This window comes from Pedobacter ghigonis (assembly GCF_903166585.1).
In the GTDB taxonomy this organism is placed as follows: Bacteria; Bacteroidota; Bacteroidia; order Sphingobacteriales; family Sphingobacteriaceae; genus Pedobacter; species Pedobacter ghigonis.
The window spans coordinates 251788-277244 of sequence record NZ_CAESCM010000006.1; the positions used below are offsets into that span (position 1 = coordinate 251788).

Here is a 25457-nt window from a genome sequence, read left to right on the forward strand (position 1 = left end):
GCTGTAAATAAACCCGATTGAAGCGGTAGCTCCTGGCTTTAAGCCAGGACTACAAGCAAAAAGCGGGACAGGTGCTCCCGACGAGATTCGGACTTTCATTTTCAAAATCATTTAGGCACATTGCTCGCTTTAGTCTTTCCGCTTTAATCTTTCTTACGCTTTAATCTTTCACACCCCTCATCCATCTGTCATCGTACATTTTTCATCTCTTTCTGTCATGCTGTCAGTATCAAATCAGATTATTTTTTACATTTTATCAGTCTTTTGCCCATATTATCTGCCAAAAACCAATTGGCACAAGCATTGTTTAACAGGAGTAGAAATTATAATACTTTAAAAAGAGAAAATAAAAATACAATGGGAAAAATTATTGGAATAGACTTAGGAACAACAAACTCATGCGTGAGCGTAATGGAGGGCAACGAGCCTGTAGTTATCGCAAACAGTGAGGGTAAACGTACTACACCGTCTATTGTTGCTTTTGCAGAAAACGGTGAGCGTAAAGTTGGCGAGCCTGCTAAACGTCAGGCTATAACCAACCCAACCAAAACGATATATTCGATTAAACGCTTTATGGGTAACAGCTACGACGAAAGTGCGAAAGAAGCTGGACGCGTACCTTATAAAGTAGTAAAAGGCGATAACAACACGCCACGTGTTGAAATCGACGACAGAAAATACACTCCACAAGAGATTTCTGCAATGATTTTGCAGAAAATGAAAAAAACTGCTGAAGATTTCTTAGGTCAGGAAGTTACTGAAGCAGTAATTACTGTACCTGCTTACTTTAATGATGCACAACGTCAGGCTACTAAAGAGGCTGGTGAAATTGCAGGTTTAACTGTAAAACGTATCATTAACGAGCCAACTGCAGCTGCTTTAGCTTATGGTTTGGATAAAGCACACAAAGACATGAAAATTGTTGTGTTTGACTGCGGTGGTGGTACACACGACGTTTCTGTATTGGAATTAGGTGATGGCGTTTTCGAAGTAAAATCTACTGACGGTGATACACACTTAGGTGGTGATGACTTTGACCACATCATTATCGATTGGTTAACTGATGAGTTTAAATCAGAAAACAGCATGGACCTTTCTAAAGATCCAATGGCTTTGCAACGTTTAAAAGAAGCTGCTGAAAAAGCTAAAATTGAGTTATCAAGCACAACTTCAACTGAAATTAACTTACCATACATTACTGCTGATGCAAGTGGACCTAAACACTTGGTACGTACATTATCACGTGCTAAATTTGAGCAATTAGCTGATAGCTTAATTAAACGTACTATCGATCCTTGTAAATCTGCTTTGAAAAATGCTGGTTTAAGCACAAGCGATATCGACGAAATTATCTTAGTAGGTGGTTCAACACGTATTCCTGCAATTCAGGATGCTGTTAAAGCTTTCTTCGGTAAAGAGCCAAGTAAAGGTGTTAACCCTGATGAAGTTGTAGCAATCGGTGCTGCTATTCAAGGTGGTGTATTAACCGGTGATGTGAAAGACGTATTATTATTAGACGTTACTCCTTTATCATTAGGTATCGAAACTATGGGTGGTGTAATGACTAAATTAATTGAGTCTAACACAACTATCCCAACTAAAAAATCGGAAACTTTCTCAACTGCAGCTGATAACCAGCCTTCAGTAGAAATCCACATTTTACAAGGTGAGCGCCCAATGGCTGGCCAAAACCGTACAATTGGCCGCTTCATTTTAGATGGTATTCCACCAGCACCTCGTGGTGTGCCTCAGGTAGAAGTATCGTTCGATATTGATGCCAACGGTATTTTACACGTAAGTGCAAAAGATAAAGCTACTGGTAAAGAGCAAAAAATCCGTATCGAAGCATCTTCAGGTTTAACTGACGCTGAGATCAAAAAAATGAAAGAAGAAGCTGAAGCTAATGCAGCAGATGATGCTAAGCAAAAAGAAGAAGCTGATAAAATTAACGGAGCTGATGCTTTAATCTTCTCAACTGAGAAACAGTTAAAAGAGTTTGGTGATAAATTATCTGCAGATAAAAAAGCACCTATCGAAGCTGGTTTAGAGAAATTAAAAGCAGCACATTCTTCACGTAACTTTGCAGATATCGATGCAGCTTCTGCTGAATTGCAAGCTGCCTGGAATGTAGCATCAGAAGAAATGTACAAAGCTGGAGAGCAGCCTCAGGGTGGTGAACAACCACAAGCTGATGGTCAGGCTCAAGGTGGCGATAACGTTACTGATGTTGACTTTGAAGAAGTGAAAGAAGAAAAATAAGTCTTTGAGTCTTCAGCTCTGAGTCGAGAGACCTGGAAGCATAAAATAAAAAGCGTTTCTGATTAAGTTCAGGAACGCTTTTTTGTTGAGAAATTTGTCATTAAGAGAAGGATTTTTCAGCCGACGAAACCTTATTGCAATAGGTAGGCAATCTTACAAAAACTGCTACTTAGCGAGCGCATTAAGATTGCTTCGTTCCTCGCAATGACGATCGCATTGTGAGGCAGAACTAAAAAAGGGAATTACTAAGCCAAATTTTCTTCAATAATATCCTGTAATTCCTTTTCGTTTACGGATATTTCGTAAAGCAGTTTAAACTGGTTTTTAGTACGATCGAGGTTTTGTTCCGGGTAATCGGTAGGATAATACTTGTTACCGCTTAAAAAGTCGGTTAAAAAGCGCAAAGCCTGCATATAAATGATGTATCTGCCCGAGAATAAGATAAGCTCTTTTTCTGTTTCGGTTAAGATACTTTTCATCTCGGCTAAATAGCCTTTTATCATTGCTTCAAAATAAGGCAGGCGAATTTTAATCTTAGTTAAGTCGGTTTCGTTTTCGGAGTATGCACAAAGATAGGTGCGCATCATATCGCCCAGATCAGAAATAAATTTTCCGGGCATAATGGTGTCCAGATCAATTACACAAATGCCCTCATAGCTTTCATCATCTAATAAAACATTGCTAATTTTAGTATCATGGTGCATTACCCGGTCGGGAAAATCCTTTCGGTGTGCATAAGAAATATAGTAGTCTAAAATGTAGCTGTGAGATAAAGCATTTTCGATCTGTGTTGCTGCCTCCATTTTTAGCTTTTCGCTGGCTTGGTTCAGCGCTAATGTAAACTGCTCGTAACGCAAGGCGAGGTCGTGAAAACCCGCTATGGTTGGCTGAAGGCTACCGGCATCAAAATTATCGAGCAATCTGCTCAGCTTACCGAATTGTTTTGCCGCTTCGTAAGCTTGTTTGGTATCGGCTAAAACATCAAGCGAAATGGTATTGGGTACAAAGGGGAGCATCCGCCAGTATTCGTGGTGGATATAAGCCATTTCTTCACCTTTGGTAGTAGCAACCGGTTTAATAAAAAGATAATCGGGGTAAGCAAAGCTCAGGTAATCGGCTATTGCCCGCAGGTTGCTTGCAATGGTTTGTGGTGAAGTAAAAACTACTGTATTGATGTTCTGAAGAATGTATTTTTTTTCTTCAGCAAAAGGCGAAAGCAAATAAGTACGGTTTATTAATCCCGTACCTATTTGTGTAATTGTAATATTCTCTTTAGCGTATCCGTAAGCTTCTAAAACTTCGTCTGCTAAATTTAGTCCCATAATTTTTCAGGGTATGTTCCGTCTTTGATCAACTGGTCAATGCAATCCTGAACAAAAGGTTTATCTTCTTTGTAGGTTACACCAAACCATTTATTTGTAGTTGGTACTACTTTAAAGTTGGCAGTGTTGGTTTTTACCAGGTTCTCGCCAATTAACGGGATAAAGAACTCTGCCTTAGGTTTGTCTTTATTCTCCATTGCAAACGCTCTGAACATATCTTCAGTAATTTTGAAAACTGCAGGTGTAAAGCCCCAGAAATTCATAGATACAGGTGTATCAAAACTTAACGGGAACTCTTCGCCATCTTCTTCGTAAAAGATATTTCCATCTTTAGGATAAACTTTGGTACGCTCAACAATTTCTTCTAAATTGCTGGCTGCATCTACTTTACAGACCCCGCGCGAAACAGCGCCGAACTCAGAAAGTGTATTGCCTACCTGATAACCGATAATCGAGTAATTGCTATCTGTAACTTCAGTAGTTAAGAAATCAACCATCTTTTTAAAGGCATCGTAACCATAAAAATCATCAGCATTAATTACGCAGAAAGGTTCTTTAATGGCATTTCTACCTGATAGGATAGCGTGTGCAGTACCCCATGGTTTTTCTCTGTAAATTTCTTCTTCAATACCGAACTGCTTTAAATCGAAGTTTTGAAAAACGTAATCGGTTTCAATTCTACCGGCAAGTTTTGGTTCGAAAATAGCTTTAAACTCATTTACAAACTCTTCTTTAATGATGAATACAATTTTGCCAAAACCAGCATTAATTGCATCGTAAATAGAATAATCGATAATGGTTTCGCCATTTGGACCAAAGCCATCAATCTGTTTCATGCTTCCGTAACGGCTTGCCATACCAGCAGCCAATATTAATAGGGTGGGTTTCATCTATTGGTGTTAATTTTTGTTAGGGTTGAGCCTTTTGACAATTAAAGTGATCTAATTATCCGGCTTCATATCGCGAAATTAATAATTTGAGCGCTTAAAAGGTTAATAATTTGTTTTTTAGAATCCAAAAAGCCCGCCACCAGATTTTGATCTGGTTTTCTTTCCGGTAAGCATACCAAAAATACCGCGAACAATTTCTTTACCTATCTGGCGGGTAATGGTAGCACCCATTACCTGTTCTACCAGGCTTTTTTCTCCGGGTTTAGGTTTACTGTCTGCTTCTGCCTGTTTCTGGGCTTCTACTTCTTGTTTGGCCTGCTCTTCAGCCGCAATTTGTTCGTTAATGCGTTTGGTTAAAATATCGTAAGCACTTTCCGGATCGATCGGATCTTTGTATTTGGCAAACATTGGGCTGGCATGTACTACCTTATCAAAGTCTGCAGCGGTAAGTGGACCCATTATCGCTCTTGGCGGGGTAAGCATCGTTGCCGAAACTTCGGTTGGGATACCTTTCTCATTAAGTACGGTGACCAAAGCCTGGCCGGTACCCAATGACGTTAATATTTTGTCTATTTCGTAAAAATCAGATTTCGGATAGGTATTTACAGTCTTCTTTAAAGCATCTACGTCGTTTGGCGTAAAGGCCCTCAAAGCATGTTGTACGCGGTTACCCAATTGGCCTAAAACACTTTCAGGTACATCGGTAGGAGCCTGTGTACAGAAGAAAACCCCAATGCCTTTTGAGCGGATTAACCTGATAATGGTTTCGATTTGCTCTAAGAAAGCTTTTGATGAGTTTTTAAACAACAAGTGTGCTTCATCAAAAAAGAAGATTAGCTTGGGTTTATCCAGGTCGCCAACCTCGGGCATGGTGTTAAAAAGTTCTGCCAGTAAACTCAATAAAAAGGTAGAATATAAAACAGGCTGGTTCTGAACATCGGCAATATTCAATAAACTGATGGTGCCTTTGCCATCTACACGTTCAAAAAGATCTTCTATATCAAAAGATTTTTCGCCAAACATGCCACCTAAACCCTGTTGTTCAATGGCTACAATTTTTCGTAAAATGGTACCCGATGTAGCTGTAGAAATGCTGCCATAGCTGCTTTTTATTTCTGCTGCGCCGGCACCTTCTGATAAATAGGAAACCAGTTTCTTTAAATCATTTAAGTCGATTATAGGCATTTTGTTATCATCGGCATATTTGAAGATAACGGCCATAACGCCAGCCTGGGTATCGTTTAAATCTAAAATTTTGGAAAGTAATGTTGGGCCAAACTCCAAAACGGTTGCCCGCATTTGTGCCCCCATTTTACCCGAAAGTGAATATATTTCGATAGGGAAGCCGGTTGGGGTAAAAGGTTTATTTAACTGTTGTGCCCTTTCTTCTATTTTGGGGTTAACAGCACCAGGCTGGTTTAAGCCTGATAAATCGCCTTTTACATCTAACATAAAAACAGGAACGCCGGCATCTGATAACTGTTCGGCAAGCAACTGCAGCGTACGGGTTTTACCTGTGCCTGTGGCACCGGCAATTAAACCGTGCCTGTTCATCATTTTTAATGATAAGTTAACTTCGGCTTCACTGTAAACTTGTCCGTCTAAAATCCCGGCGCCTAAATAAATGTACGAACCCGTTGGGGCATAGGATGATTTTATTTTTTCGATGAATTTTGAAGACAAATCGCTCATTTTTATAAAATTAGACCGCCAATTTAAGAAACTAATCTTAAAAAGGTTGTGTTTTGGTATGCACTTTTCATGCAAATTTTTGCACAAACGGTTGATTAATGTTGCTGGTTAAGTTGCTTGTAATAACTAATTTCGTTCTTGAGCGATTGTATTTCTTCCTGCATATCCTGTAGCTGATTAAGCAGGTGTGAAACTGCGTAAATGCCCTCGAGGTTTATCTCTAAATCCTGAGCCAGACGCAGGTACTGTTCAAGTTTCGACAATTCGGCCATGGGTAAAAAGGCTGCCTTCTTTTTAACCTTGGTATGAATCAAACCAAAATCTTCGAGAGATTGAATAAAATTAATCTCAACATGATGATAAGCGCAAATATCTTCGACCGGAATTAGTTTACTTTCCATGGTGTTTAAAGTTTAGAGAGTTTTTCGAATAGTTCTTTTTGCTCAGTATTTAAGCTGGTAGGTAATTTAACCAGCCACTTAATGTATAAGTCGCCAAATTGATTTTCCTTTTTATAAACCGGAAAGCCTTTCCCTTTTAAACGCAGAGAGGCATCGGGTTGTGTACCCTCCGGGACTTTTAATTTCACCTTGCCGTTAAGGGTATCTATAATTTTCTCACCGCCCAATACCGCGGTATATAAGTCTATCTCTTCCTGTATGTAAATGTCGTTTCCTTTTCGTTTAAATTTTGGATCGTCGGAAATACTAAATTTGATATACAAATCGCCGGGAGGGCCGTTGTTAACCCCTGGCGCACCATAATTTGCCAGTTTAATTTTTTGCCCGTTTTCTACTCCTGCAGGGATGGTGATGCGAACCTGTTTGCCATTTACGGTTAAGGTTTGCTTGTGGGTAGTATAAGCATCGAGCAGGTTTAGCTGCAAATCGGCATTGTAATCCTGTCCTTTAAATGGCGAATTTCTGCTACTTCGGCCTCCCCCGCCAAACATAGAGGAAAAGAAATCAGAGAAGTCTCCTCCACCAAATCCATCGGCATAGCTGCTGCCACCAAAGCCACCGCCCTGCGATTGATACTGTCTTTGTTGCCGCTGCTGGGCATCTAACTGATCGGCATGCTGCCAGTCTTTACCGTACTTGTCGTATTTCTTCCGCTTTTCCGGATCGCTTAAGACCTCGTTGGCTTCGTTAACCTGCTGAAATTTTTTGTTGGCCTCCTCATTGTTTGGGTTAAGATCGGGGTGATGTTTCCGGGCTAGTTTTCTATAAGCTTTTTTAATATCCTCTGTACTTGCATCTTTCTTTAAATCGAGGATTTTATAATAGTCTATGTAGTCCATAATGGCTTAACAAATAAGTTAGTGGAATGTTCTTTTTATAGCATAAATGTAAGGTTTTAAATTGAAGTGGACATGGTGTGGCGAGCAGGGGCATGGCCTGAAGTGCAGGGGCTAGTTTAGCCGTTTTAACCGCAAAGCAAATAAAGAAATCTGTGCCTCTGTGGCAAAAAATAAAGAGAATTAGGGAGCATAAATATCTGATGCAATCGAGGCCCCTGTAAACAAAAAAAGTGCCCCAAATTGAGGCACTTTAATCGATAAAGGTAGAGAGAAATTTATTTTTTGTTTTTCACATATTTTTCTAACCATTGGTCTTGCTCCCATAGCATGTGCAACAGGTTTTCTTTACCGCGATAGCTGTGGGCTTCGTAAGGTAAAAAGACAAAACGGGTAGTACCACCAGCACCTTTAATGGCATTAAATAAACGCTCGCTGTTGATAGGGAAAGTACCAGGGTTATCATCAGAATCGCCGTGGATTAAAAGCAACGGGGTTTTAATCTTATCGGCGTAACTAAACGGACTCATTTCGTAATACAGTTGAGGAGCCTGCCAATAGGTACGCTCTTCATTCTGGAAGCCGAAAGGCGTTAGGGTACGGTTATAGGCTCCACTGCGGGCAATACCGGCTGCAAAAAGATTGGTATGCGCCAGTAAATTCGCTGTCATAAAAGCACCGTAACTGTGGCCGCCAACGGCCATCCGTTTTTTATCGCCTACGCCTAAATCGGAAAGTTTGTTAATGGCAGCTTCAGCGTTTAACTGTAACTGATCTACAAAAGTATCATTCGGTTTTTTACCTTCTTTGGCTACAATGGGCATTTCGGCATTGTCTAAAACAGCATAACCACGGGTTACCCAAAAAATAGGAGAGGCCCAGCTAATGGCTGTAAACTTATCTTTCGAACCGCGGATTTGAGCCGCATCTGCTGCAGAGTTGAACTCGCGCGGGTAAGCCCAAATCAAAGCCGGCAGCGGACCATCTTTTTCTTTGTTATATCCTTTTGGTAAGTATAAATCGCCGGTTAAATCAACACCATCAGCACGTTTGTAAGAAATTTTTTCTTTGGTAATGCCTTCTAAAGATGGGTATGGGTTGCTGAAATCGGTTATTGGCCTGTCGGCAACGCGTAGTATGAGGTTTTTGATAAAATAATTCGGTACCAGTTTTTGGCTCTCTTTACGGGTAAGTAAAACCAATTTGTCGGGATCTATTACTTCGCTTACATACTCAAAGGTTCCTTCGGCACTGCGCCAGATAATTTCATTTTTCTTGCTGGCCAGGTCGAATTTGGCCAGGAAAGGCAAATCTCCTTTTTCCGAAGAACCAACAGGATTGTTCATCAGCAACTTGGTGCCATTGTCTATTGTTTTAATTACCTGACGGCCATACTTATTTTTGGCGGGTACCGGAGAACCAGGGTTTCCATAGGCATCGGTTTGGTTTCTGCTATACAATTCTTCTACAGCACCGGTTGTTGGGTTATAAAGACTTACAGTGCTGGTTTGTTTACTGCGCAGGCCTTCCATAATTAAAGCCAGATTGGCATCACCCCACTGCACACCGCGGAAACGTGTTTTCGTTTTAAACAGTTCTTTCTCGGCACTGGTAAAAGGAGCGCTTAAAGCATATACCGCATCATGATAAGGTACATCTTTTTTAATCAGGCCGCTATCTAAAGGTTTTGACCAAACCAGTGTTGCGGCTTCGTCATCGCGCCAATCAAATCCGTGTGGTACATTTTGGGTATTGTCATAACCAGATGGAGTACCTTCCGATGAAGGCAAATCGGCAATTACTTTAACTGTTTTGCCTGCTAAATCGGTAATGGTAACGGTTGATGGGAAGCCATAGGCCGAAACCAGATAGGAAAATGGTTTGCGGATAGTTTCAATCAACATGTAGTTTTTATCGGGTGATAAACTTGTTGAGCCATAAATAGCGGGTTTACCTATTGGCGTTTCTACTCCGGCTGTATTTTTAACCAACTGTGAAGTAGCAAAGAACTCGAACAATTGCTCGTCAAACGGCGATTTAATTAAATCCTGATAAGTAACACTTGGAGCTGCTTTACCCAGGTTTTGCTGTATTGTTGGTCCTTTAGGCATTAATGGTTTTGCCGGTGCAGCACTTGCAGGTTTAGTGGCCGTACGGTAAATAATCGTATTGTCGTTTAACCAGGTTATGCCACTGCCTAATACCACGTTTAAAAAGGCCTTATTGGTTTTTGTTGCTTTTTTCGTGGCCAGGTCGATCACATAAAGATCTACACCTTTCTGCGTGGTATGGGTAAAGGCAATTTTATTTTGAGATGGGTTCCAGCTGATGTTGCCGGCAAATAATGGCGTAGGCAAGCCGGTAACCGGAAAGGTTTGGTTAGACTTGATGTTTTTAAGACTAAAGTTGTTGATATAGGTTTGTCTGCTTGGCGAATAATTATTCGGATTGAGCCTCAAACCTGCAATGCGGTATTCGGGCATAGCCAGCTCTTCTACCGATGGATAGGAATTACGTTCACTAAATAAGATCCATTCGGCCTTGCCGCCAATGCTCACGCCAGGTGTAGGCTTGGCCAGTAATAAATCTGCAATTTCTTTAGGTGGGGTGCGGTAGCTTACTGCATCTTGTGCGGCAGCATGTAGCGAAACAAAAGCGCCCGCTATCCATAAATAGAGGTATAGTTTTTTAATCATTTCCAGTTAGTTTGTTCGAAATAAGGAATAACCAAATATTGTAAAAATTAAGTATTTGCAGCGTAACTTCTTATTTACATCGTTTTGCAATGTAAGGAGACAGCATTGCGCTGTTTTATGGGCAGGAAAAGTTAAGGATATAAATTTTTGATATGTGCAACAGAATTGAGAATCATTTCCCTTAGTACCGGAATATCGATATCGCTCATTTTTTTTACATAAATACAGGCTTTTGCCGATTTATGTTTACCAAATCTGGCCAGTAGTTCATCGCGGTTTTCAAAATGGGCGGAAAGATAAATTGCAATGGCCTCTTTGCGCGGTGAGAAACCAACCAGCGGAGCATCGCCTTCGTGACCACTCTCATATTTATAATGGTAGCTGCCGAAACCAACAATCGCAGTGCCCCACATTTTGGCCTTAAAACCTGTTGTTTCCGTTATAATGTGCGATAAGGCAAAGCAATCTGTACGTTTTGTTTCATCTGGTACTGTATTGATGAAGTCAGTAACATTTAAATCGTTCTCGGTAGTTTTATTCTGTGCCATATCTTTTTTATATGAATATAGGGGTTTAAAAGTAAATTTCCATTCTTGAGAGAAGTGATGTTTTACAGATAATGCGTTGTTTATCATTATATTGATTATAAATAAGACACGATTGACACCTGCTTCACACATTTTCGCTAAAGTAATTTGATAAATGTCAAAAAATCAACACTTTTTATACAACCTTACACACTTATTCTTAAATTTAACCTGTCAATCGTCCCCGATATATGATTTAATTATTTTTTCAATTAAAATTAATTATCTCAATGACAACAACACTACTAAAACAAGGAGAAATCCTTGAGCGCTTAGTGCGCAGAGATCGCATGGGCATCAGTGAACTTTCAAGAAAACTTCACGTTAGCCGCAGAACAATTTACAATTGGTTTGGTCAAGACAGAATTGGACATGAAGTAATTTGGCAGGTAGGCAAATTATTAGGTCAGGATCTTTCTTCATCCTTTCCAGAAGCCTTCCCCAAGTATTCAGAACCAACGGACCAACCTGCTGAAGCCAGCAAACAGATCGGTTCAGATTCAAATTCTGTATATTTTTGGATGAACAAGTACATTCACTTATTAGAAAAGTACAACGACCTGTTAGTAACAGAAGAAGCACATGAAAATGATCAGATTAGCAAGGAATTTCCGTTAAGGAATAGAAAGTCTGAAACATTTTTGTACCAATAACAATAACCGCTTTGAGTTGTAACGTTTTATTAAATGAATATTTAAATCATCCCGTTGATTTTTTCTTTCTAGTCATCTCCTATCCCAAACATGTAATATTTTAAGTGGTTTGAATTAAGGCGTTCATAAATTTTCTAATTTGGTGATAATCAATTTAGAAAATATGATCAGGGTACCTTATTGCATTGTAAAATCGCTTCTGCGCTTCAACAGTCTTACTATTTGTTTATTACTTGCTTCCCTTTCTGCGTTTGCACAGGCAAAATTAAATGTGGCCATTGCCGGGTTGAATCATGATCATATTTACCTCATCATGAACAGCTACCAAAAGGCCGAAGTTAACATCATTGGAATTGCCGAAAATAATCCCGAGCTGGTAAACCGGTTTAAAACCCGTTACAAAATACCAGATAGTATATTTTATAACAACCTTACCGAGTTACTCCGCAACAAAAAACCGGATGTAGTTTTGGCCTATAATGCGATAAGCGATCATTTGGCTGTGGTAGAAGCAGCTGCCCCTCTAGGTATATCCGTAATGGTAGAAAAACCTTTAGCTGTTTCGGTAAAACAGGCCGAGCGTATAGCAGCCCTGGCCAGCCAGTATAAAATACAGGTTCTTACCAACTACGAAACAACGTGGTACCCCAGCAATCAGGAAATCTATAAAAATATAAAGGAAACCAACAGTATTGGGCCTTTGCGCAAAATAATTGTGCACGACGGGCATCAGGGACCTAAAGAAATTGGTGTAAGTAAAGAGTTTTTAAGCTGGTTAACCGATCCTGATAAAAATGGGGCAGGGGCACTGGTCGATTTTGGTTGTTACGGGGCAAATTTAATGACCTGGTTAATGGATGGACAGCTGCCAGTATCCGTTACGGCCATTACGCATCAAATTAAGAAAGATATTTACCCTAAAGTTGATGATGATGCGACCATTTTACTCGAATACCCCACTGCTACCGGAATTATCGAGGCCTCATGGAACTGGCCATTTAGCATAAAAGATATGGAGGTGTTTGGTACCACCGGGTATATGCAGGCCATTAATGAAAAGAATTTAAGAAGCAAAATTAAGGGAAAGGGCGATTATCAGATTTATCAGGCGCAAACCTTAAGTCCGGTATATGCAAATCATTTAAACTACTTATCGGCTGTTTTAAAAGGGGAAATTCATCCGGGCAACGACCTGGCATCGCTGGCCAATAATTTAATTGTAGTAAAAATTCTGGAGGCTGCTAAAACTTCGGCTAAAACGGGCAAAAAAGTATTGCTGAAATAGCGCCTGCTACTAAATAAAAATAGCCACCTGTTTGATGGCTATTGGTGAAAGATCTTTGATCTTTTTATGGTGTGCCTGCCCTCCGCGGATCTCCCGCTCACAGGACTTTTTTGTCGTGTTATTATGATAACAATTTAAGCAATTGTTGGTTTTGTTATGTGAATTAATTATGCACATCCTGTGGAAAATGTTAATATCTCAAAACCAGGTAAAATAGCTTCTGGCGCTGCCATTTTTATAAACCAAAAACTTTTTAACCATGCTGCTGTTTGTGTTGTAGTTATACCCTAAGGAAAACATAGTCCTTAACACCCGGTAATCATCCTATAAGTACGTTATGGCTCAACTCAATACAGATCTTTTTTGTAGGCTGGGAGATTTATCTGCCGATGGATATTTTATTTTTGAGCAGAATAAGAGGCGTTTCTCTTACCTTAATAATTCAATTGGAGCACTTTGGGAGTTAGCGGTTAACAGTATTTTGGAAAACCCGGCATTGGTGTTAAAAAATATCCACCCCGAAGATGCCGACCATGTGGTATCGTGCTACGATGAGAGCCTGGAGTCTAAAACCGAAAAAAAATACGAATTCAGGTTATTGTTTAGCGATCATGAGAAGTATTTGCGCGCTACGGTATTTACCATTACGGATGGGGCTAATCTATGTATGCTGGGTATTGTAGAAGATACTACGGTAATGAGGCATAATAAAATTCACATCGAGCAGATTAACGCACGGAAAAATATTACCCTGGAGGTTTTAGCCCACGATTTAAAGGAGCCTTTCGGAATGATAAAACTCGCAGCTTCATCAATAGAGGGAAGATTGGCAGATACGGGCGATTTAAAGGTAATGGATGCTTTAGGTTTTATTAAGGATATGTGTGCACGCAATTTGTTGTTGGTGAGGAGCATGATTAACCGCGAGTTTCTAAAGTCGTCGGTAATAGAAATCGGCAAGGAGCGGGCAGACCTGGTTTGGGAATTGAGGGATGTAGTTCGTTTCTATAAACGCTCTAAATTGGGTAAAATGAAGCATATACGCTTTACCAGTTCGGCAGAGAATATTTATTTGCGTTTAGATACAATGAAATTTTTGCAGGTAATCAACAATTTAATTTCAAATGCAATAAAATTTACGGCAGATAACGGGGATATTAGTTTACATGCCGAATCTTATGAAAAAACAGTGCTGATTAGTGTAGCAGATAATGGCATTGGCATTCCGGACGAATTACAGCCAGGCCTTTTCGATCGTTTACCCCAAACCATGCGGCAGGGTTTAAAAGGCGAAGAATCTGGAGGCTTTGGAATGGGGATTATCAAAGCCATTGTAGAATTGCATCAGGGAAAAATCTGGTTTACCAGCAAAGTTGGCATCGGAACCACCTTCTATATTGAGCTCCCGAAGTAGCCGTTTTTAATTTTACTTTACCGTAAGTTATATTTGAGTTATGATTAACATTATTCTTGCGGATGATCATAATATTGTCCGGGCTTCTCTTAAAGCACTTATTGAAAAATATGAAGGCATCAAAGTTATTGCAGAAGTATCAGACGGCTTAGCCGTTTTGGACCTTCTTGAAAAGGGAGTAGAAGCTGATATTGTTTTATCTGATATTGTGATGCCAAAGCTCGATGGAATAGCACTAACCAATACCATTAAAACAAAAGGATACCCGGTAAAAGTGGTTGTTTTATCGATTTTAGATGATGAAAAATATGCATCAAATGCCTTTACATCAGGTGCTTCAGCTTATTTGTCAAAGGATATTGAAGAAGACGAATTGCTGTTCTGCCTGCAACATGTAATGAAAGGAAAACGCTACCTTTCTTCTGATTTATGCATCTCTATTTTGGAACGTTTTAACAATCAGCTAAACATGCTTGCTCAAAATATGAGTAATGGAATTAACTTTTCAGAGCGTGAAATTAACGTATTAAAGCTCATTGCCGAGGGGCTCACCAATCAGGAAATTGCCGATAAATTATACCTGAGCAGGCGTACTGTTGAGAGCCAGAGAGAGGCGCTGATCAGTAAAACCGGTACTAAAAACTCTGCTTCTTTGGTTCGTTTTGCCATGCGAAACGGTTATGTTACCTAACATTTTGGCCATTTTTAGGGCTGTTTTTTGCTGATTTAAAGAAACCGTAAAAAATCGGGTATTTCTACAAATAACACAAAGCACTTGTGTTTGTTGATTACCTACACCAACCCTCAAAACCAAGTATGGAAACTTTAAATTTCAACTGCGACATTTACCAATACAGGCAGCCGCTTTTTGACCGCGCCTTAGCTTATACACGCGATGAAGATGACGCGGCAGATCTTGTACAGGATACCTTTATGAAAGCCTTCCGTTTTTCGGGTAAGTTCGAATTAGGTAGCAATGTAAGGGCCTGGCTCTTTACCATTTTAAAAAATACTTTTCTCAACCATTACTATAAGGTGAAACGCAAAAATGAAATTATACAGCAGGAAGAAGATTTGACATCCGTACAGCTTGCTCCAAGTGCCTCATCAAATGGTGGAAGTGCCAAGTTTATGATGGAGGATATACAAAGATCATTAAATGCCCTGCCAGAAGATTGCCGCTTTTGCTTTTGCCGGTATTTTGAAGGATATAAATACCATGAAATTGCAGCCGAACTGGATATTCCGCTGGGTACCGTAAAAACCAAAATACATGTGGCCAGAGGGCTTTTAAAGAAAATGCTTAAAAATTATAATGCCGATATGGCTGCTTAAAGGGAGTTAATTACAGCGTGTGGAATAAAAAAGGGACAGACTAAGCAAGTCTATCCCTATATCTAAACTCAAACATGCGCTCAAACATGAATGAATTAAACAACTAAACATTTCAGTTTAGTATTGGTTTTAAAATTCGGGATTATTTGTGAAAATAAACCTTCTTTTTATTTTATCTTTTGTTTTAACTCTAATTTTAATTCGTTTATCTGTTCGCGGGCCTGCCTGTTTTCCAGGTAAAAATAAATGGCGCTGGCCAGAAATATTTTTCCAAGAATAAATACGGCAATAAAGATCCATTTCCAGGCTTTGTTTACCCGCATCTGGTTCGACTCAGCCTCTACCTCAATGTATTTTTCTTCTCTGCCATTATCGCTGCTACCTTGTTCGGTTTTAGGCCGGGCAACTTTTTGTACCACCTGGTTACGGCGTTGAATCTCGTTTATTTCGGTCTCAATTTTTTCGAGTGTACCTGGAGGAGGCATAATGGCCATTCCCTGGGCCAAAATTTCCATATCCAGTTCAAGGCTTGCAAGGGCATCCTTAAATTCCGGATATTCTTTTTTGAGCAATAAAACCTGCTGTACTTCTTCTTCAGTGGCGATACCCATAACATAGGTTTCCATTAAACCACTTTCTATAATCCTTTTAATTTCCACGGCTCCTCCTCATTTTATCTATTGAGCGTTTCAGTTGATTGCGGATTTCGTCTTCATCGCTACCCAATGTTGCGGCCAGGTACGAAATCGATTTTCCGTGATAATATACGGCACAAAAAATTTGCTTCTCTAAATCGTCTAACAAATCCAGGTTACCATTGCTATTTACGGGAGCAGGGGCTAGTGAATGATCTTTTTCGGTAACCAGTGTCAGTTTGCTTTGTGCATACTGGCGTAGCTCCAGCCAAATACCCAGCTGGCTTTTTTCTGTTGCACCAAATTCTGCAGTAAATGCAGTAAGAATGGAAATCAGGTGATCTTCCGATTTTCGGTGATCCTGAACAATGCCATTTATATAACCAAGCAGCATGGCGGCATACTTGTCATAAAACCAACGGATATCCTTGGGTTCGGCAGGAGGTACGTTTAAAACTGCTTTCGGCATAGGTACTGAGTGGTATAATTTGAATTAACGTGCAAGATAAGGGCTAAAGTTTAAATTACCTTTAATTATTTTGAATAAAAACACTTCAAAGGTGTTGTAAAGGTTTTGAAACAAATTACAGGCACTGGTTCTATTTTTAAATTTTATTGCAGAGATTTATAACATGAAGATAGCTACTTATAATGTAAACGGGGTAAATGGCCGTTTGCCTGTTTTATTGCGCTGGCTCGAAGAAACGCAGCCCGATGTAGTGTGTTTACAGGAATTAAAAGCTCCTGAAGAAAAATTTCCGGAACAGGCCATTAAAGATGCTGGTTATAATGCCATCTGGCACGGACAAAAAAGCTGGAACGGTGTAGCTATTTTGGCCCGTAATTTAGAAATAAAGGAATCGAGACGAGGTTTAGACGGCGATTCGGAAGATCTGCAGAGCCGGTATATCGAGGCTACAGTAAATGGTGTACTTATTGGCTGCCTTTATTTACCCAATGGCAATCCGGCACCAGGGCCAAAATTCGATTATAAATTACAATGGTTTGAACGTTTTACGGCGCATGCCGCTAAGCTTTTAGCAAGTGATACACCTGTAATTTTAGCAGGTGATTATAATGTAATCCCAACCGAACTGGATGCTTATAAACCTGAGCGCTGGGTGGAAGATGCATTATTCCGTCCGGAAACACGCGAAGCGTTTAAAAAACTATTGGCGCAGGGCTGGACAGATGCGATTAGAAAGTTATATCCCAACGAAACCATTTATACCTTTTGGGATTATTTCCGTAATGCCTATGGGCGTAATGCCGGTTTAAGGATCGATCACTTTTTACTCAGCCCAAAGGCTAACGAGCGTTTAGTATCGGCTGGTGTAGACAGGCAGGTGAGGGGCTGGGAAAAGACCAGCGATCATGGCCCGGTTTGGATAACGCTTAAAGAGGACTAGTTATTTTTTCGTCGGTTACATCCAGTGTGGTTCCTACTAATTTTAAAGGCTCGCCCTCTGGCTGCGACATGATCCCGTCTGCCCTGATCCACCTGATTTCTCCATCCGGGCGGCGGATTCTGTAAACCGAATGGTAAATGCGCTGCTCATTTGAAATGGTTAGTTCAATATCATCCTGAACACGGTCCAGGTCTTCGGGCAGAATTAAACCTAATATTGTTTCGTAAGTTAATACACCATCGGCAGGATAGCCGAAGTTTTTTTTAAATGATGTGCTCGAACGGAGAATACCTGTGGGTAAACTCAGTTCCCAAAAGCCGAGGCCAATCTGATTAAAAACCACATCCCAATGCGCATCGCATATCATGGCAAGGTCGAGTGTTCTATGGCTTAATCTCATAAAATGAATAAGCTATTGATTAATATAGCGCAAACAATGTAGAGATAATTTGGGCAATAATATAAAAAAGCGTAGTGCTATAAGTTTTAATTTAATTGCTGTTTAATTGGCTTTGATTCAGTTTTTTAAGCAATAAAAAAGGAGTTAAGTTTTAACCTAACTCCTTATAAAGCTGTTTTTCTAAACCTGCTATTTAAATTCTCTAAAATCCTGACCGTCGGTAATGTTTAATAAGCTTTCGTAAATTAAACTGATTACATTATCAACATCTTCCTTGTGTACCATTTCTACTGTGGTATGCATGTAACGCAATGGTAAAGAGATTAATGCCGAAGGTACGCCACCATTTGAGTAGGCAAAGGCATCGGTATCGGTTCCGGTAGAACGTGAAGAAGCCTGACGCTGAAATGGAATATTGTTTTTCTCGGCCGTTTTAATCAATAATTTGTTCAGGTTTGTTTGTACTGCAGGCGCATAAGAAACTACTGGTCCTTTTCCTGCCGATAAATCGCCCTGGGTATTTTTGTTGATCATTGGAGTAGTGGTATCGTGAGTTACATCCGTAACAATAGCCACATTGGGTTTAATGCGCTGTGCAATCATTTCTGCACCACGTAAGCCAATTTCTTCCTGTACAGAGTTTACAATATATAAACCGAAAGGTAGTTTTTTCTTGTTTTCTTTTAATAAACGGGCAACTTCGGCAATCATAAAACCACCTACACGGTTATCAAGCGCACGGCCAACATAATAACGGTCGTTTAGCACCATAAATTCATCTTCGTAGGTAATTACGCAACCCACATGGATGCCCAGTTTTTCTACTTCTTCTTTCGAAGTACAGCCACAATCCAGGAAAATATTTTTCAGCTCAGGAGCCTGTTCTTTTTCACCGTGACGGGTATGAATGGCCGGCCAGCCAAAAACAGCTTTAACCAAGCCTTTTTCCGTATGAATATTTACCCTTTTTGATGGCGCAATCTGATGATCTGAACCTCCGTTACGGATTACATAAATTAAACCGTCGGCAGTAATGTAGTTTACATACCACGAAATTTCATCGGCATGTGCTTCAATTACTACTTTATAGGCTGCCTTAGGGTTAATTACACCTACTGCCGTGCCATAATTATCAACAAAATGCTCGTCTATATATGGTTTTAAATAGTTTAACCAGATTTTTTGCCCTTCCCATTCGTAACCGGTAGGAGCCGGGTTATTGATGTATTCTTCTAAAAACTGTAACGATTTTTTAGTGACTACAGTTACATGTTTTTTCTTTTCGTCGTCTTTTTTCTTAGCCATATAATATTTGTTTTATAGCAAGTGCAAAGCGCATAGCGTTATGCGCTTTCTTGTCTTTTGTCAATTAATATGTTAGTTCTTTTTCCATTACCACAAAGTCATTTCCATCTTTGGAAAAGATTTTATCGGTTTCGTGGAAGCCAAATTTAAAATAAAATTCCTTAGCCTGTACACGGGCATTGCACCATAGTTTGCCCGCTTTTTGAATTTTACAAAAATCAATCATATAGTCCATTAACCGGGAGCCATAACCTAGTTTTTGAGCCGCGGGTAATACGGCCAGTTTTCTAAACTGATAAATATCACCCTCATAAAAGAGTGAAGCCACACCGGTTAATTTGTGGTCGGCATATAGCCCAAAATGGATGCCATCAAAATCATCCTTTAGCTTTACTATATCAAAAGGCTGATCGGCATACATGGCTTCATGCCGGATGCGCCAGGTTAATGAGGGGAATATTTGCTCAATTTGAACCATAATTATAGCATAAAACTAAAGCCTATTCTTCCGTCAACCCCGAAATAGGTTTCATATTTATTGATGCGCACAGTTGGACCTAATGACAATTCGAAATTTGTTTTCTTACCAATACTACGCTGAAAACCCCACTGTGGTGTAATTCCGATTTCAAAATCGATTACGTTATATTGACTAACATTACCCTCTTTAAGAAAGGGAGAAAAATAAGTGGCTACATCGAGACCAAAATAATTAGAGGCATTATTAATGGTTTTTTTGCCCTTTTTTATTCTGTTTTCAAAATTGTAATATTTCCTGATTCCGGCATATAAGTTTGGCGAAAGATCAAAATACGTTTTGGTATCACTTCCAGCCATATAATTGTAATTATACTCTATCAAAAAGGTGCCGGCAATACCCGCGCCTACATAGACAGTGGTTAATTTTCCTATCTTTTGCTCTCTCTCATAATGTACCGACAAGAGGTTTAGCCTTATTTTATTTAATGACTTTACTTCAGTAGGTTGAACTGTTTTTGTACTGTCTTGTGCATGCGTTTTTCCGAAAATGGCTAAACAAATTAACATTAAAGTGATTGTTTTGATTGCGTTTTTAGATTTCATAAAAGATTGTTGATTTAAGGTTTGAATTTTTTTTGTCCGTAAAATTTATAAATTAAAATGTTAATTAGTGTAATGCCTGTCATGCCATAACAGAATAGGGTCCAGCCGCCTTGCCCCCAGAGCCAAAGGCCCAATGCCGAACCACAGCTCGCCCCGATAAAACTTACAGACATAAATATGGTGTTTAGTCGGTTTCTTGCTTCGGGTATTAAGGTGTAAATGCGCGTTTGGTTGGTTACATGGATAGCCTGCTGAGCAATATCAATTAAGACGATTCCGATTATAAATAAGTATAAATGACTGCCTGTGAAATAAAACAAAGCTATACTTGCCAGTTGAAGGATAAAGCCAATCATCAGGTTTTTGCGTGGATTGCCACCATCACTTAATTTACCAACCAGGGGAGCCGCCAAAGCACCTGCCGCACCTGCAATTCCAAATAAACCAATTTGTAGCGTTTGGAAATTAAACGGTGGGTTGGCCAGAAACAGCACCATGGTAGTCCAAAAGGCACTGATAATGGCAAAAGCCAAAAAGTTAATGATCGAAGTTTCTCTTAATGCCGGCTGGGTTTTGATGTAGCCAAGCATAGAGCGCATTAATTCTTTATAAGTGCCTTTAAAAGCTGGGTAACTTTGCGGGAAGCGTTTGGCCATTAGTATAATTAACAAAGCACAAATGGCGGCAGCAATGTAGTAAACAGCCCGCCAGTCTAGCCAAAAGCCAATACTTCCGCTAACTGCCCGTGATGCCAGGATGCCTACCAGTAAGCCACTCATAATCATGCCGATATTGGCTCCGCGGTTTTCGTCGGTACTCAGGTTAGCAGCCAGTGGTAAAATAAGCTGCGGTACAATAGAACATGCACCAATAAGCACCGAGGCAATTTCCAATACGAAAAAAGTACGTGAAAGCGCTGCAAGCAGCAATGCGAAAATAGCCAGACCGGTAATGATCAGGATCTGTTTTTTTCTTTCAAACATATCGCCGAGTGGCACCAAAAGAAAAAGACCTAAAGCATAACCGATCTGCGTGAGGTAGGTAATTCTACCTGCATTGGTTTCGGTGAGATTGAAATCTTTGGCAATTAATACCACCAATGGCTGGCAATAATAAATGTTGGCAACTATAAGACCTGTGCAAAAGGCCATTAGGATAATATCGGCGCGCTTTAACATGTAAAGTAGGTAAAATGTATTAGGTAAGGTGGATAATGTGAGATGGATGATGTAAAATGGATAATGGTTAATGTGATCAATCCATCTTCCATCTTACCTCATCCATATTCCATTTTACATCATCCATCTACCATCCTTACAAAGGTATATTTCCGTGTTTCTTCTTCGGATTATTAACCACCTTATTTTCTAACATTTTGAAAGCTTTTATCAACTTAATGCGGGTTTGGGCAGGTTCTATTACCTCATCAACAAAACCTCGCTCGGCAGCACGGTAAGGATTGGCAAAAATATCGGAGTAAAGTTTTTCCTTCTCCAGCCATTTTTCTTCAGGATTTTCTGCTGCGGTAATTTCCCTTTTAAAGATGATTTCGGCAGCTCCTTTTGCGCCCATTACAGCAATTTCGGCGCTTGGCCATGCGTAATTCATATCTGCTCCGATGTGTTTGCTGTTCATCACATCGTAAGCACCACCATAAGCTTTTCTGGTAATTACAGTAATACGGGGTACTGTGGCTTCGCTAAAGGCATACAATAATTTAGCGCCGTTGCTGATAATACCATTCCACTCCTGGTCGGTTCCGGGCAGAAAGCCAGGCACATCTTCAAATACCAACAGCGGAATGTTAAAGCAATCGCAGAAGCGAACAAACCGCGCAGCTTTGGTAGATGAATTGCTGTCTAAAACCCCAGCCAAATAGGCAGGTTGATTAGCCACAATACCGATACTACGTCCGGCCAGGCGGGCAAAACCCACTACAATATTTTCGGCAAAAGCGGCATGTACCTCTAAAAAACTATCCGCATCAGCAACAACCGAAATTACCTCGCGGATATCGTATGGCTGTGATGCATTTTGTGGCATAAAGGTATTCAGCCCTGGCCGGCTTTCATCAGTAGGCTGGTAGGGCAGGTGGCTGGCTATTTCTTCGCAATTTTGCGGCATATAGCTTAATAGTTTCTTTACATGGTTAATGGCTTCAATTTCGTTGGCACAGGCAAAATGCGTAACCCCCGATTTTGTAGCATGGGTGGCTGCACCGCCGAGCTCTTCGGAAGTTACCTCTTCGTGTGTTACGGTTTTAACCACATTGGGGCCGGTAACAAACATATACGAGGTGTTTTCGACCATCAAAATAAAATCGGTTATGGCTGGCGAATAAACGGCACCACCTGCACATGGTCCCATAATGGCCGATAGTTGAGGAATTACTCCCGAGGCCTGCACGTTCTTGTAAAAAATATCGGCATAGCCACCTAAAGAAACCACACCTTCCTGAATACGTGCTCCACCACTATCGTTTAAGCCAATTAACGGTGCTCCGTTTTTCATGGCCATATCCATCAGTTTGCAAATTTTTTCGGCATGTGTTTCGGATAAAGAGCCGCCAAACACGGTGAAATCCTGTGAAAAAACATAGGTTAATCTTCCGTTTATCGTGCCGTAACCGGTAACCACGCCATCACCCAGGTATTTTTCGGCTTCCATACCAAAATCGGTACTGCGGTGGGTAACCATCATGCCAATTTCTTCAAAACTACCTTCGTCTAGTAAGAAATGAATGCGCTCGCGGGCAGTAAGTTTACCTTTCTTATGCTGACTATCTATTCTGGATTGCCCGCCACCAAGGTTAGCCTGTTTTATTTTATCCTGAAGTAATGCTATTTTTTTATCCATTGCCTAACGATGAGATTTTAAATTTAAAAATTAACAACGGTATTGCAAGGATAGTGGATATAATTTCATCCAGTGGCTATTGCAATTGATTAAATGATCTGTTTGCACCAACTTTTAAAAAGCTGGCAGACTTGAAAATAGCGACTAAACGACCGTCGATTTTTAGTATATTACATTTTTTTTACAGCTTATCGCATTGAAAAACCAAATATCCGTTTATTTTTGTAACGTTACATTAGAATAAGATTAGAAATCAATCGATGTTTTTAAGGAAGTACAAATATTTAATCGTGTCAGCATTCATGTTTATCTTCATGGCGAAGATGGGCATTTCTGGTGCGCCGGTATTTTGTACCAGCATTGATAAGGAAATTATGAACGCCGTAATCATGCAAATTGAGTTAGAGCATGAAGGCGGAAAAGATGCCGCCAAAGACACCGCGAAATTTACCGATTTCAAACTTATTGAACTTAACCATCCTATTTTTGCTTACGAGTTCTCTTCGAGTCATTTCTTTTTGAAGAGCAGTTTTATAGAGCATTTCAAGCGGTATGTAGATCCATATCACCCTACTGTTCCAACACCCCCACCTAACGTTATCTAGTTTTTTTCAGGATAAACCATTTTTCATTATCTGATGCTACACTGCATTGAGGTAGTGGCCAGGTTATGGCATTTTGGTTTTCCGCACGATTTTATTCGTTAAAATTTACCAGATAATTATATTGTTATGCAAAAGTTTAACCCGGCCTTTTCAGGTACGGATGTGAAGAAATATTTTCTTAAAAAGAATCTAAAGAAAGATTTACCCTCAAGTATTGTAGTTTTTTTAGTGGCTTTGCCGCTGTGTTTAGGTATTGCGCTTGCCTCAGGTGCCCCATTATTTGCCGGTTTAATTACCGGAATTATTGGTGGTATAGTAGTAGCCTCATGTAGTGGTTCGCAGCTCAGTGTTAGTGGTCCCGCAGCAGGCTTAACGGTTATTGTATTAGGCGCAATAACTTCTCTGGGCAATTATCAAACCTTTTTACTGGCAGTGTTTTTAGCCGGTTTTTTCCAGATGATTTTGGGACTGATAAAGGCAGGAACCATTGGAAACTACTTTCCTTCGAGTGTAATTGAAGGGATGTTGGCTGCAATTGGTATCATCCTAATATTAAAACAATTACCGCATGCTTTAGGAGTAGATAGCGATTTTAGTGGGGATGAAGGTTTTCTTCAGCAAGATCACGAAAATACATTTTCGGCAATAACAGCAGCCCTTGGCCATTTTAGTCTGGCAGCGGTATTGATTAGTGTTATTTCGGTTGCCGTATTGTTGATTTGGCCAAAATTGAAAAAACTGAGCGTTGTGCCTGCTCCGCTAATTGTAGTAACCATTGGTGTAGTTGGAAGCCTTATTTTTGCGGGCACCAACCACGAGCTTAGGCCCGATCAGATGGTAAAGATTCCGGTAGTAAGTGGTTTTGGAGAGTTTTTGGGACTATTTTCAATGCCCGATTTTTCTGCTTTGGGCAATAAGGATGTATATATTGTAGCTTTAACCATTGCGGTGGTTGCGAGTTTAGAAACCTTGTTAAGTATCGAAGCCATTGATAAGATCGATCCGATTAAGCGTGTATCGCCTACAAACAGAGAATTAGTTGCACAAGGTATTGGTAACATGACCAGCGGGATGTTAGGTGGTTTGCCTTTAACATCAGTAATTGTACGTAGTTCGGCAAATACCAATGCTGGCGCGAGAACCAAAATGTCGGCCATTTTTCATGGTATCTGGTTATTGCTATCGTTGTTGTTTATTCCACAGGTGATTAACATGATTCCGCTTTCTTGTTTGGCGGCAATTCTTTTGGTAACCGGCTATAAACTAACCAGGATAAGCCTTTTCAAACACATGTACCACAAAGGCTGGGATCAGTTTGTGCCGTTTGTGGTAACAGTAGTTGCTGTAATTTTTACCGACTTGTTAAAAGGTGTGGCAGTAGGTATGTTGGTTTCTGTTTTCTACCTGCTTCGTACCAATATGCGTAATCCCTTCTTTTACCGCATTACCAACGAAGGCGATAAGAAACACATCCGGATTAAACTGGCCGAAGAGGTTTCCTTTTTAAACAAAGCTGCAATACAGGTGGTATTAACGAATATACCGAAAGAAACAAATGTGATTATTGATGGTACCAATGCCCGTTTTATTGATCCGGATGTTTTGGAAACCATTTTCAATTATAAGCATAATGCCTACACTAAAGGGATTATTGTAACCCTCGAAAACATACAGAAGCATTATGCTGTTCCTAAATTAAATATTAAAGTAGAAGAAGATATAAATAAATTATAG

24 protein-coding genes are annotated in these 25457 nt (G+C 40.0%); 9 read left to right on the plus strand and 15 right to left on the minus strand.

Features of this window, described 5'->3' with window-relative positions:
* Nucleotides 1–357: 357 nt before the first annotated feature.
* Complete coding sequence (gene dnaK, locus HWV58_RS11390) at nt 358–2259, plus strand: molecular chaperone DnaK (protein ID WP_175634203.1); 1902 nt, start codon at nt 358–360, stop codon at nt 2257–2259.
* A gap of 245 nt (nt 2260–2504) precedes the next feature.
* Here dnaK and HWV58_RS11395 read toward each other — a convergent pair whose 3' ends face one another.
* The 7 genes from HWV58_RS11395 to HWV58_RS11425 form a co-directional block, all read right to left on the minus strand.
* Entirely contained in the window at nt 2505–3581 is a 1077-nt protein-coding gene (locus HWV58_RS11395) for a phosphotransferase enzyme family protein (RefSeq protein WP_175634204.1), read from the minus strand.
* Nucleotides 3572–4471 carry a nucleotidyltransferase family protein gene (locus HWV58_RS11400; protein WP_175634205.1) on the minus strand — a complete coding sequence of 300 codons (900 nt, stop codon included), beginning with the start codon at nt 4469–4471 and terminating at the stop codon, nt 3572–3574. Before HWV58_RS11400 ends, HWV58_RS11395 begins: the two co-directional genes overlap by 10 nt.
* A gap of 117 nt (nt 4472–4588) precedes the next feature.
* Complete coding sequence (locus HWV58_RS11405) at nt 4589–6163, minus strand: helicase HerA-like domain-containing protein (RefSeq protein WP_175634206.1); 1575 nt, start codon at nt 6161–6163, stop codon at nt 4589–4591.
* 95 nt (nt 6164–6258) lie between these two features.
* Nucleotides 6259–6564, minus strand: a complete 306-nt coding sequence (locus HWV58_RS11410; RefSeq protein WP_175634207.1) for a chaperone modulator CbpM — start codon at nt 6562–6564, stop codon at nt 6259–6261.
* A gap of 5 nt (nt 6565–6569) precedes the next feature.
* Nucleotides 6570–7463, minus strand: a complete 894-nt coding sequence (locus HWV58_RS11415) for a DnaJ C-terminal domain-containing protein (RefSeq protein ID WP_175634208.1) — start codon at nt 7461–7463, stop codon at nt 6570–6572.
* 275 nt (nt 7464–7738) lie between these two features.
* A complete protein-coding gene (locus tag HWV58_RS11420; RefSeq protein ID WP_175634209.1) occupies nt 7739–10156 on the minus strand; it encodes an alpha/beta hydrolase family protein in 2418 nt (805 codons plus the stop codon).
* 131 nt (nt 10157–10287) lie between these two features.
* The gene (locus tag HWV58_RS11425) at nt 10288–10704 is read right to left on the minus strand and encodes a DUF1801 domain-containing protein (protein WP_175634210.1); all 417 of its coding nucleotides are present in this window, start codon (nt 10702–10704) and stop codon (nt 10288–10290) included.
* A 269-nt stretch (nt 10705–10973) separates the two neighbouring features.
* Here HWV58_RS11425 and HWV58_RS11430 point away from each other — a divergent pair, with 269 nt between their 5' ends.
* From HWV58_RS11430 to HWV58_RS11450, 5 genes are all read left to right on the plus strand, one after another.
* Entirely contained in the window at nt 10974–11396 is a 423-nt protein-coding gene (locus HWV58_RS11430) for a helix-turn-helix domain-containing protein (RefSeq protein WP_175634211.1), read from the plus strand.
* A gap of 163 nt (nt 11397–11559) precedes the next feature.
* Nucleotides 11560–12681, plus strand: coding sequence for a Gfo/Idh/MocA family protein (locus tag HWV58_RS11435; protein WP_175634212.1), 1122 nt, complete (start codon nt 11560–11562; stop codon nt 12679–12681).
* Between the two features lie 337 nt (nt 12682–13018).
* Nucleotides 13019–14095, plus strand: coding sequence for a PAS domain-containing sensor histidine kinase (locus tag HWV58_RS11440; RefSeq protein WP_175634213.1), 1077 nt, complete (start codon nt 13019–13021; stop codon nt 14093–14095).
* Between the two features lie 40 nt (nt 14096–14135).
* Complete coding sequence (locus HWV58_RS11445; protein WP_175634214.1) at nt 14136–14786, plus strand: response regulator transcription factor; 651 nt, start codon at nt 14136–14138, stop codon at nt 14784–14786.
* A gap of 125 nt (nt 14787–14911) precedes the next feature.
* Nucleotides 14912–15430, plus strand: coding sequence for an RNA polymerase sigma factor (locus HWV58_RS11450; protein ID WP_175634215.1), 519 nt, complete (start codon nt 14912–14914; stop codon nt 15428–15430).
* Nucleotides 15431–15597: 167 nt separating this feature from the next.
* Here the strand turns inward: HWV58_RS11450 and HWV58_RS11455 are convergent, their stop codons facing one another.
* Nucleotides 15598–16089, minus strand: a complete 492-nt coding sequence (locus tag HWV58_RS11455) for a hypothetical protein (RefSeq protein ID WP_175634216.1) — start codon at nt 16087–16089, stop codon at nt 15598–15600.
* On the minus strand, nt 16079–16534 hold the full coding sequence (locus HWV58_RS11460; protein WP_175634217.1) for an RNA polymerase sigma factor sigma-70 region 4 domain-containing protein: 456 nt from the start codon (nt 16532–16534) through the stop codon (nt 16079–16081). The genes HWV58_RS11455 and HWV58_RS11460 overlap by 11 nt, the downstream gene beginning before the upstream one ends.
* Nucleotides 16535–16697: 163 nt before the next feature.
* Here HWV58_RS11460 and xth point away from each other — a divergent pair, with 163 nt between their 5' ends.
* Entirely contained in the window at nt 16698–17474 is a 777-nt protein-coding gene (xth, locus tag HWV58_RS11465) for an exodeoxyribonuclease III (RefSeq protein WP_175634218.1), read from the plus strand.
* Here the strand turns inward: xth and HWV58_RS11470 are convergent.
* From HWV58_RS11470 to HWV58_RS11495, 6 genes are all read right to left on the minus strand, one after another.
* Nucleotides 17461–17874 (minus strand): PAS domain-containing protein, encoded by a 414-nt coding sequence (locus HWV58_RS11470; protein ID WP_175634219.1) that lies wholly within the window; start codon nt 17872–17874, stop codon nt 17461–17463. The genes xth and HWV58_RS11470 overlap by 14 nt on opposite strands.
* A 189-nt stretch (nt 17875–18063) precedes the next feature.
* Nucleotides 18064–19179 carry a M42 family metallopeptidase gene (locus HWV58_RS11475; protein ID WP_175634220.1) on the minus strand — a complete coding sequence of 372 codons (1116 nt, stop codon included), beginning with the start codon at nt 19177–19179 and terminating at the stop codon, nt 18064–18066.
* A gap of 64 nt (nt 19180–19243) precedes the next feature.
* Nucleotides 19244–19657, minus strand: a complete 414-nt coding sequence (locus tag HWV58_RS11480) for a GNAT family N-acetyltransferase (RefSeq protein WP_235972712.1) — start codon at nt 19655–19657, stop codon at nt 19244–19246.
* 2 nt (nt 19658–19659) lie between these two features.
* Nucleotides 19660–20262 (minus strand): hypothetical protein, encoded by a 603-nt coding sequence (locus tag HWV58_RS11485; protein WP_175634221.1) that lies wholly within the window; start codon nt 20260–20262, stop codon nt 19660–19662.
* A gap of 14 nt (nt 20263–20276) precedes the next feature.
* A complete protein-coding gene (locus tag HWV58_RS11490; protein WP_235972713.1) occupies nt 20277–21440 on the minus strand; it encodes an MFS transporter in 1164 nt (387 codons plus the stop codon).
* Between the two features lie 136 nt (nt 21441–21576).
* On the minus strand, nt 21577–23118 hold the full coding sequence (locus HWV58_RS11495; protein ID WP_175634222.1) for an acyl-CoA carboxylase subunit beta: 1542 nt from the start codon (nt 23116–23118) through the stop codon (nt 21577–21579).
* Between the two features lie 302 nt (nt 23119–23420).
* Here HWV58_RS11495 and HWV58_RS11500 point away from each other — a divergent pair, with 302 nt between their 5' ends.
* Nucleotides 23421–23723 (plus strand): hypothetical protein, encoded by a 303-nt coding sequence (locus tag HWV58_RS11500; protein ID WP_235972714.1) that lies wholly within the window; start codon nt 23421–23423, stop codon nt 23721–23723.
* A gap of 126 nt (nt 23724–23849) precedes the next feature.
* Nucleotides 23850–25457, plus strand: coding sequence for a SulP family inorganic anion transporter (locus tag HWV58_RS11505; protein WP_175634224.1), 1608 nt, complete (start codon nt 23850–23852; stop codon nt 25455–25457).

Bases quoted from the DNA above. Each gene is read 5' to 3' on its own strand.
- dnaK (WP_175634203.1), top strand. From the start codon at position 358: ATGGGAAAAATTATTGGAATAGACTTAGGAACAACAAACTCATGCGTG.
- HWV58_RS11395 (WP_175634204.1), bottom strand. From the start codon at position 3,581: ATGGGACTAAATTTAGCAGACGAAGTTTTAGAAGCTTACGGATACGCT.
- HWV58_RS11400 (WP_175634205.1), bottom strand. From the start codon at position 4,471: ATGAAACCCACCCTATTAATATTGGCTGCTGGTATGGCAAGCCGTTAC.
- HWV58_RS11405 (WP_175634206.1), bottom strand. From the start codon at position 6,163: ATGAGCGATTTGTCTTCAAAATTCATCGAAAAAATAAAATCATCCTAT.
- HWV58_RS11410 (WP_175634207.1), bottom strand. From the start codon at position 6,564: ATGGAAAGTAAACTAATTCCGGTCGAAGATATTTGCGCTTATCATCAT.
- HWV58_RS11415 (WP_175634208.1), bottom strand. From the start codon at position 7,463: ATGGACTACATAGACTATTATAAAATCCTCGATTTAAAGAAAGATGCA.
- HWV58_RS11420 (WP_175634209.1), bottom strand. From the start codon at position 10,156: ATGATTAAAAAACTATACCTCTATTTATGGATAGCGGGCGCTTTTGTT.
- HWV58_RS11425 (WP_175634210.1), bottom strand. From the start codon at position 10,704: ATGGCACAGAATAAAACTACCGAGAACGATTTAAATGTTACTGACTTC.
- HWV58_RS11430 (WP_175634211.1), top strand. From the start codon at position 10,974: ATGACAACAACACTACTAAAACAAGGAGAAATCCTTGAGCGCTTAGTG.
- HWV58_RS11435 (WP_175634212.1), top strand. From the start codon at position 11,560: ATGATCAGGGTACCTTATTGCATTGTAAAATCGCTTCTGCGCTTCAAC.
- HWV58_RS11440 (WP_175634213.1), top strand. From the start codon at position 13,019: ATGGCTCAACTCAATACAGATCTTTTTTGTAGGCTGGGAGATTTATCT.
- HWV58_RS11445 (WP_175634214.1), top strand. From the start codon at position 14,136: ATGATTAACATTATTCTTGCGGATGATCATAATATTGTCCGGGCTTCT.
- HWV58_RS11450 (WP_175634215.1), top strand. From the start codon at position 14,912: ATGGAAACTTTAAATTTCAACTGCGACATTTACCAATACAGGCAGCCG.
- HWV58_RS11460 (WP_175634217.1), bottom strand. From the start codon at position 16,534: ATGCCGAAAGCAGTTTTAAACGTACCTCCTGCCGAACCCAAGGATATC.
- xth (WP_175634218.1), top strand. From the start codon at position 16,698: ATGAAGATAGCTACTTATAATGTAAACGGGGTAAATGGCCGTTTGCCT.
- HWV58_RS11470 (WP_175634219.1), bottom strand. From the start codon at position 17,874: ATGAGATTAAGCCATAGAACACTCGACCTTGCCATGATATGCGATGCG.
- HWV58_RS11475 (WP_175634220.1), bottom strand. From the start codon at position 19,179: ATGGCTAAGAAAAAAGACGACGAAAAGAAAAAACATGTAACTGTAGTC.
- HWV58_RS11480 (WP_235972712.1), bottom strand. From the start codon at position 19,657: ATGGTTCAAATTGAGCAAATATTCCCCTCATTAACCTGGCGCATCCGG.
- HWV58_RS11485 (WP_175634221.1), bottom strand. From the start codon at position 20,262: ATGAAATCTAAAAACGCAATCAAAACAATCACTTTAATGTTAATTTGT.
- HWV58_RS11490 (WP_235972713.1), bottom strand. From the start codon at position 21,440: ATGTTAAAGCGCGCCGATATTATCCTAATGGCCTTTTGCACAGGTCTT.
- HWV58_RS11495 (WP_175634222.1), bottom strand. From the start codon at position 23,118: ATGGATAAAAAAATAGCATTACTTCAGGATAAAATAAAACAGGCTAAC.
- HWV58_RS11500 (WP_235972714.1), top strand. From the start codon at position 23,421: ATGTTTATCTTCATGGCGAAGATGGGCATTTCTGGTGCGCCGGTATTT.
- HWV58_RS11505 (WP_175634224.1), top strand. From the start codon at position 23,850: ATGCAAAAGTTTAACCCGGCCTTTTCAGGTACGGATGTGAAGAAATAT.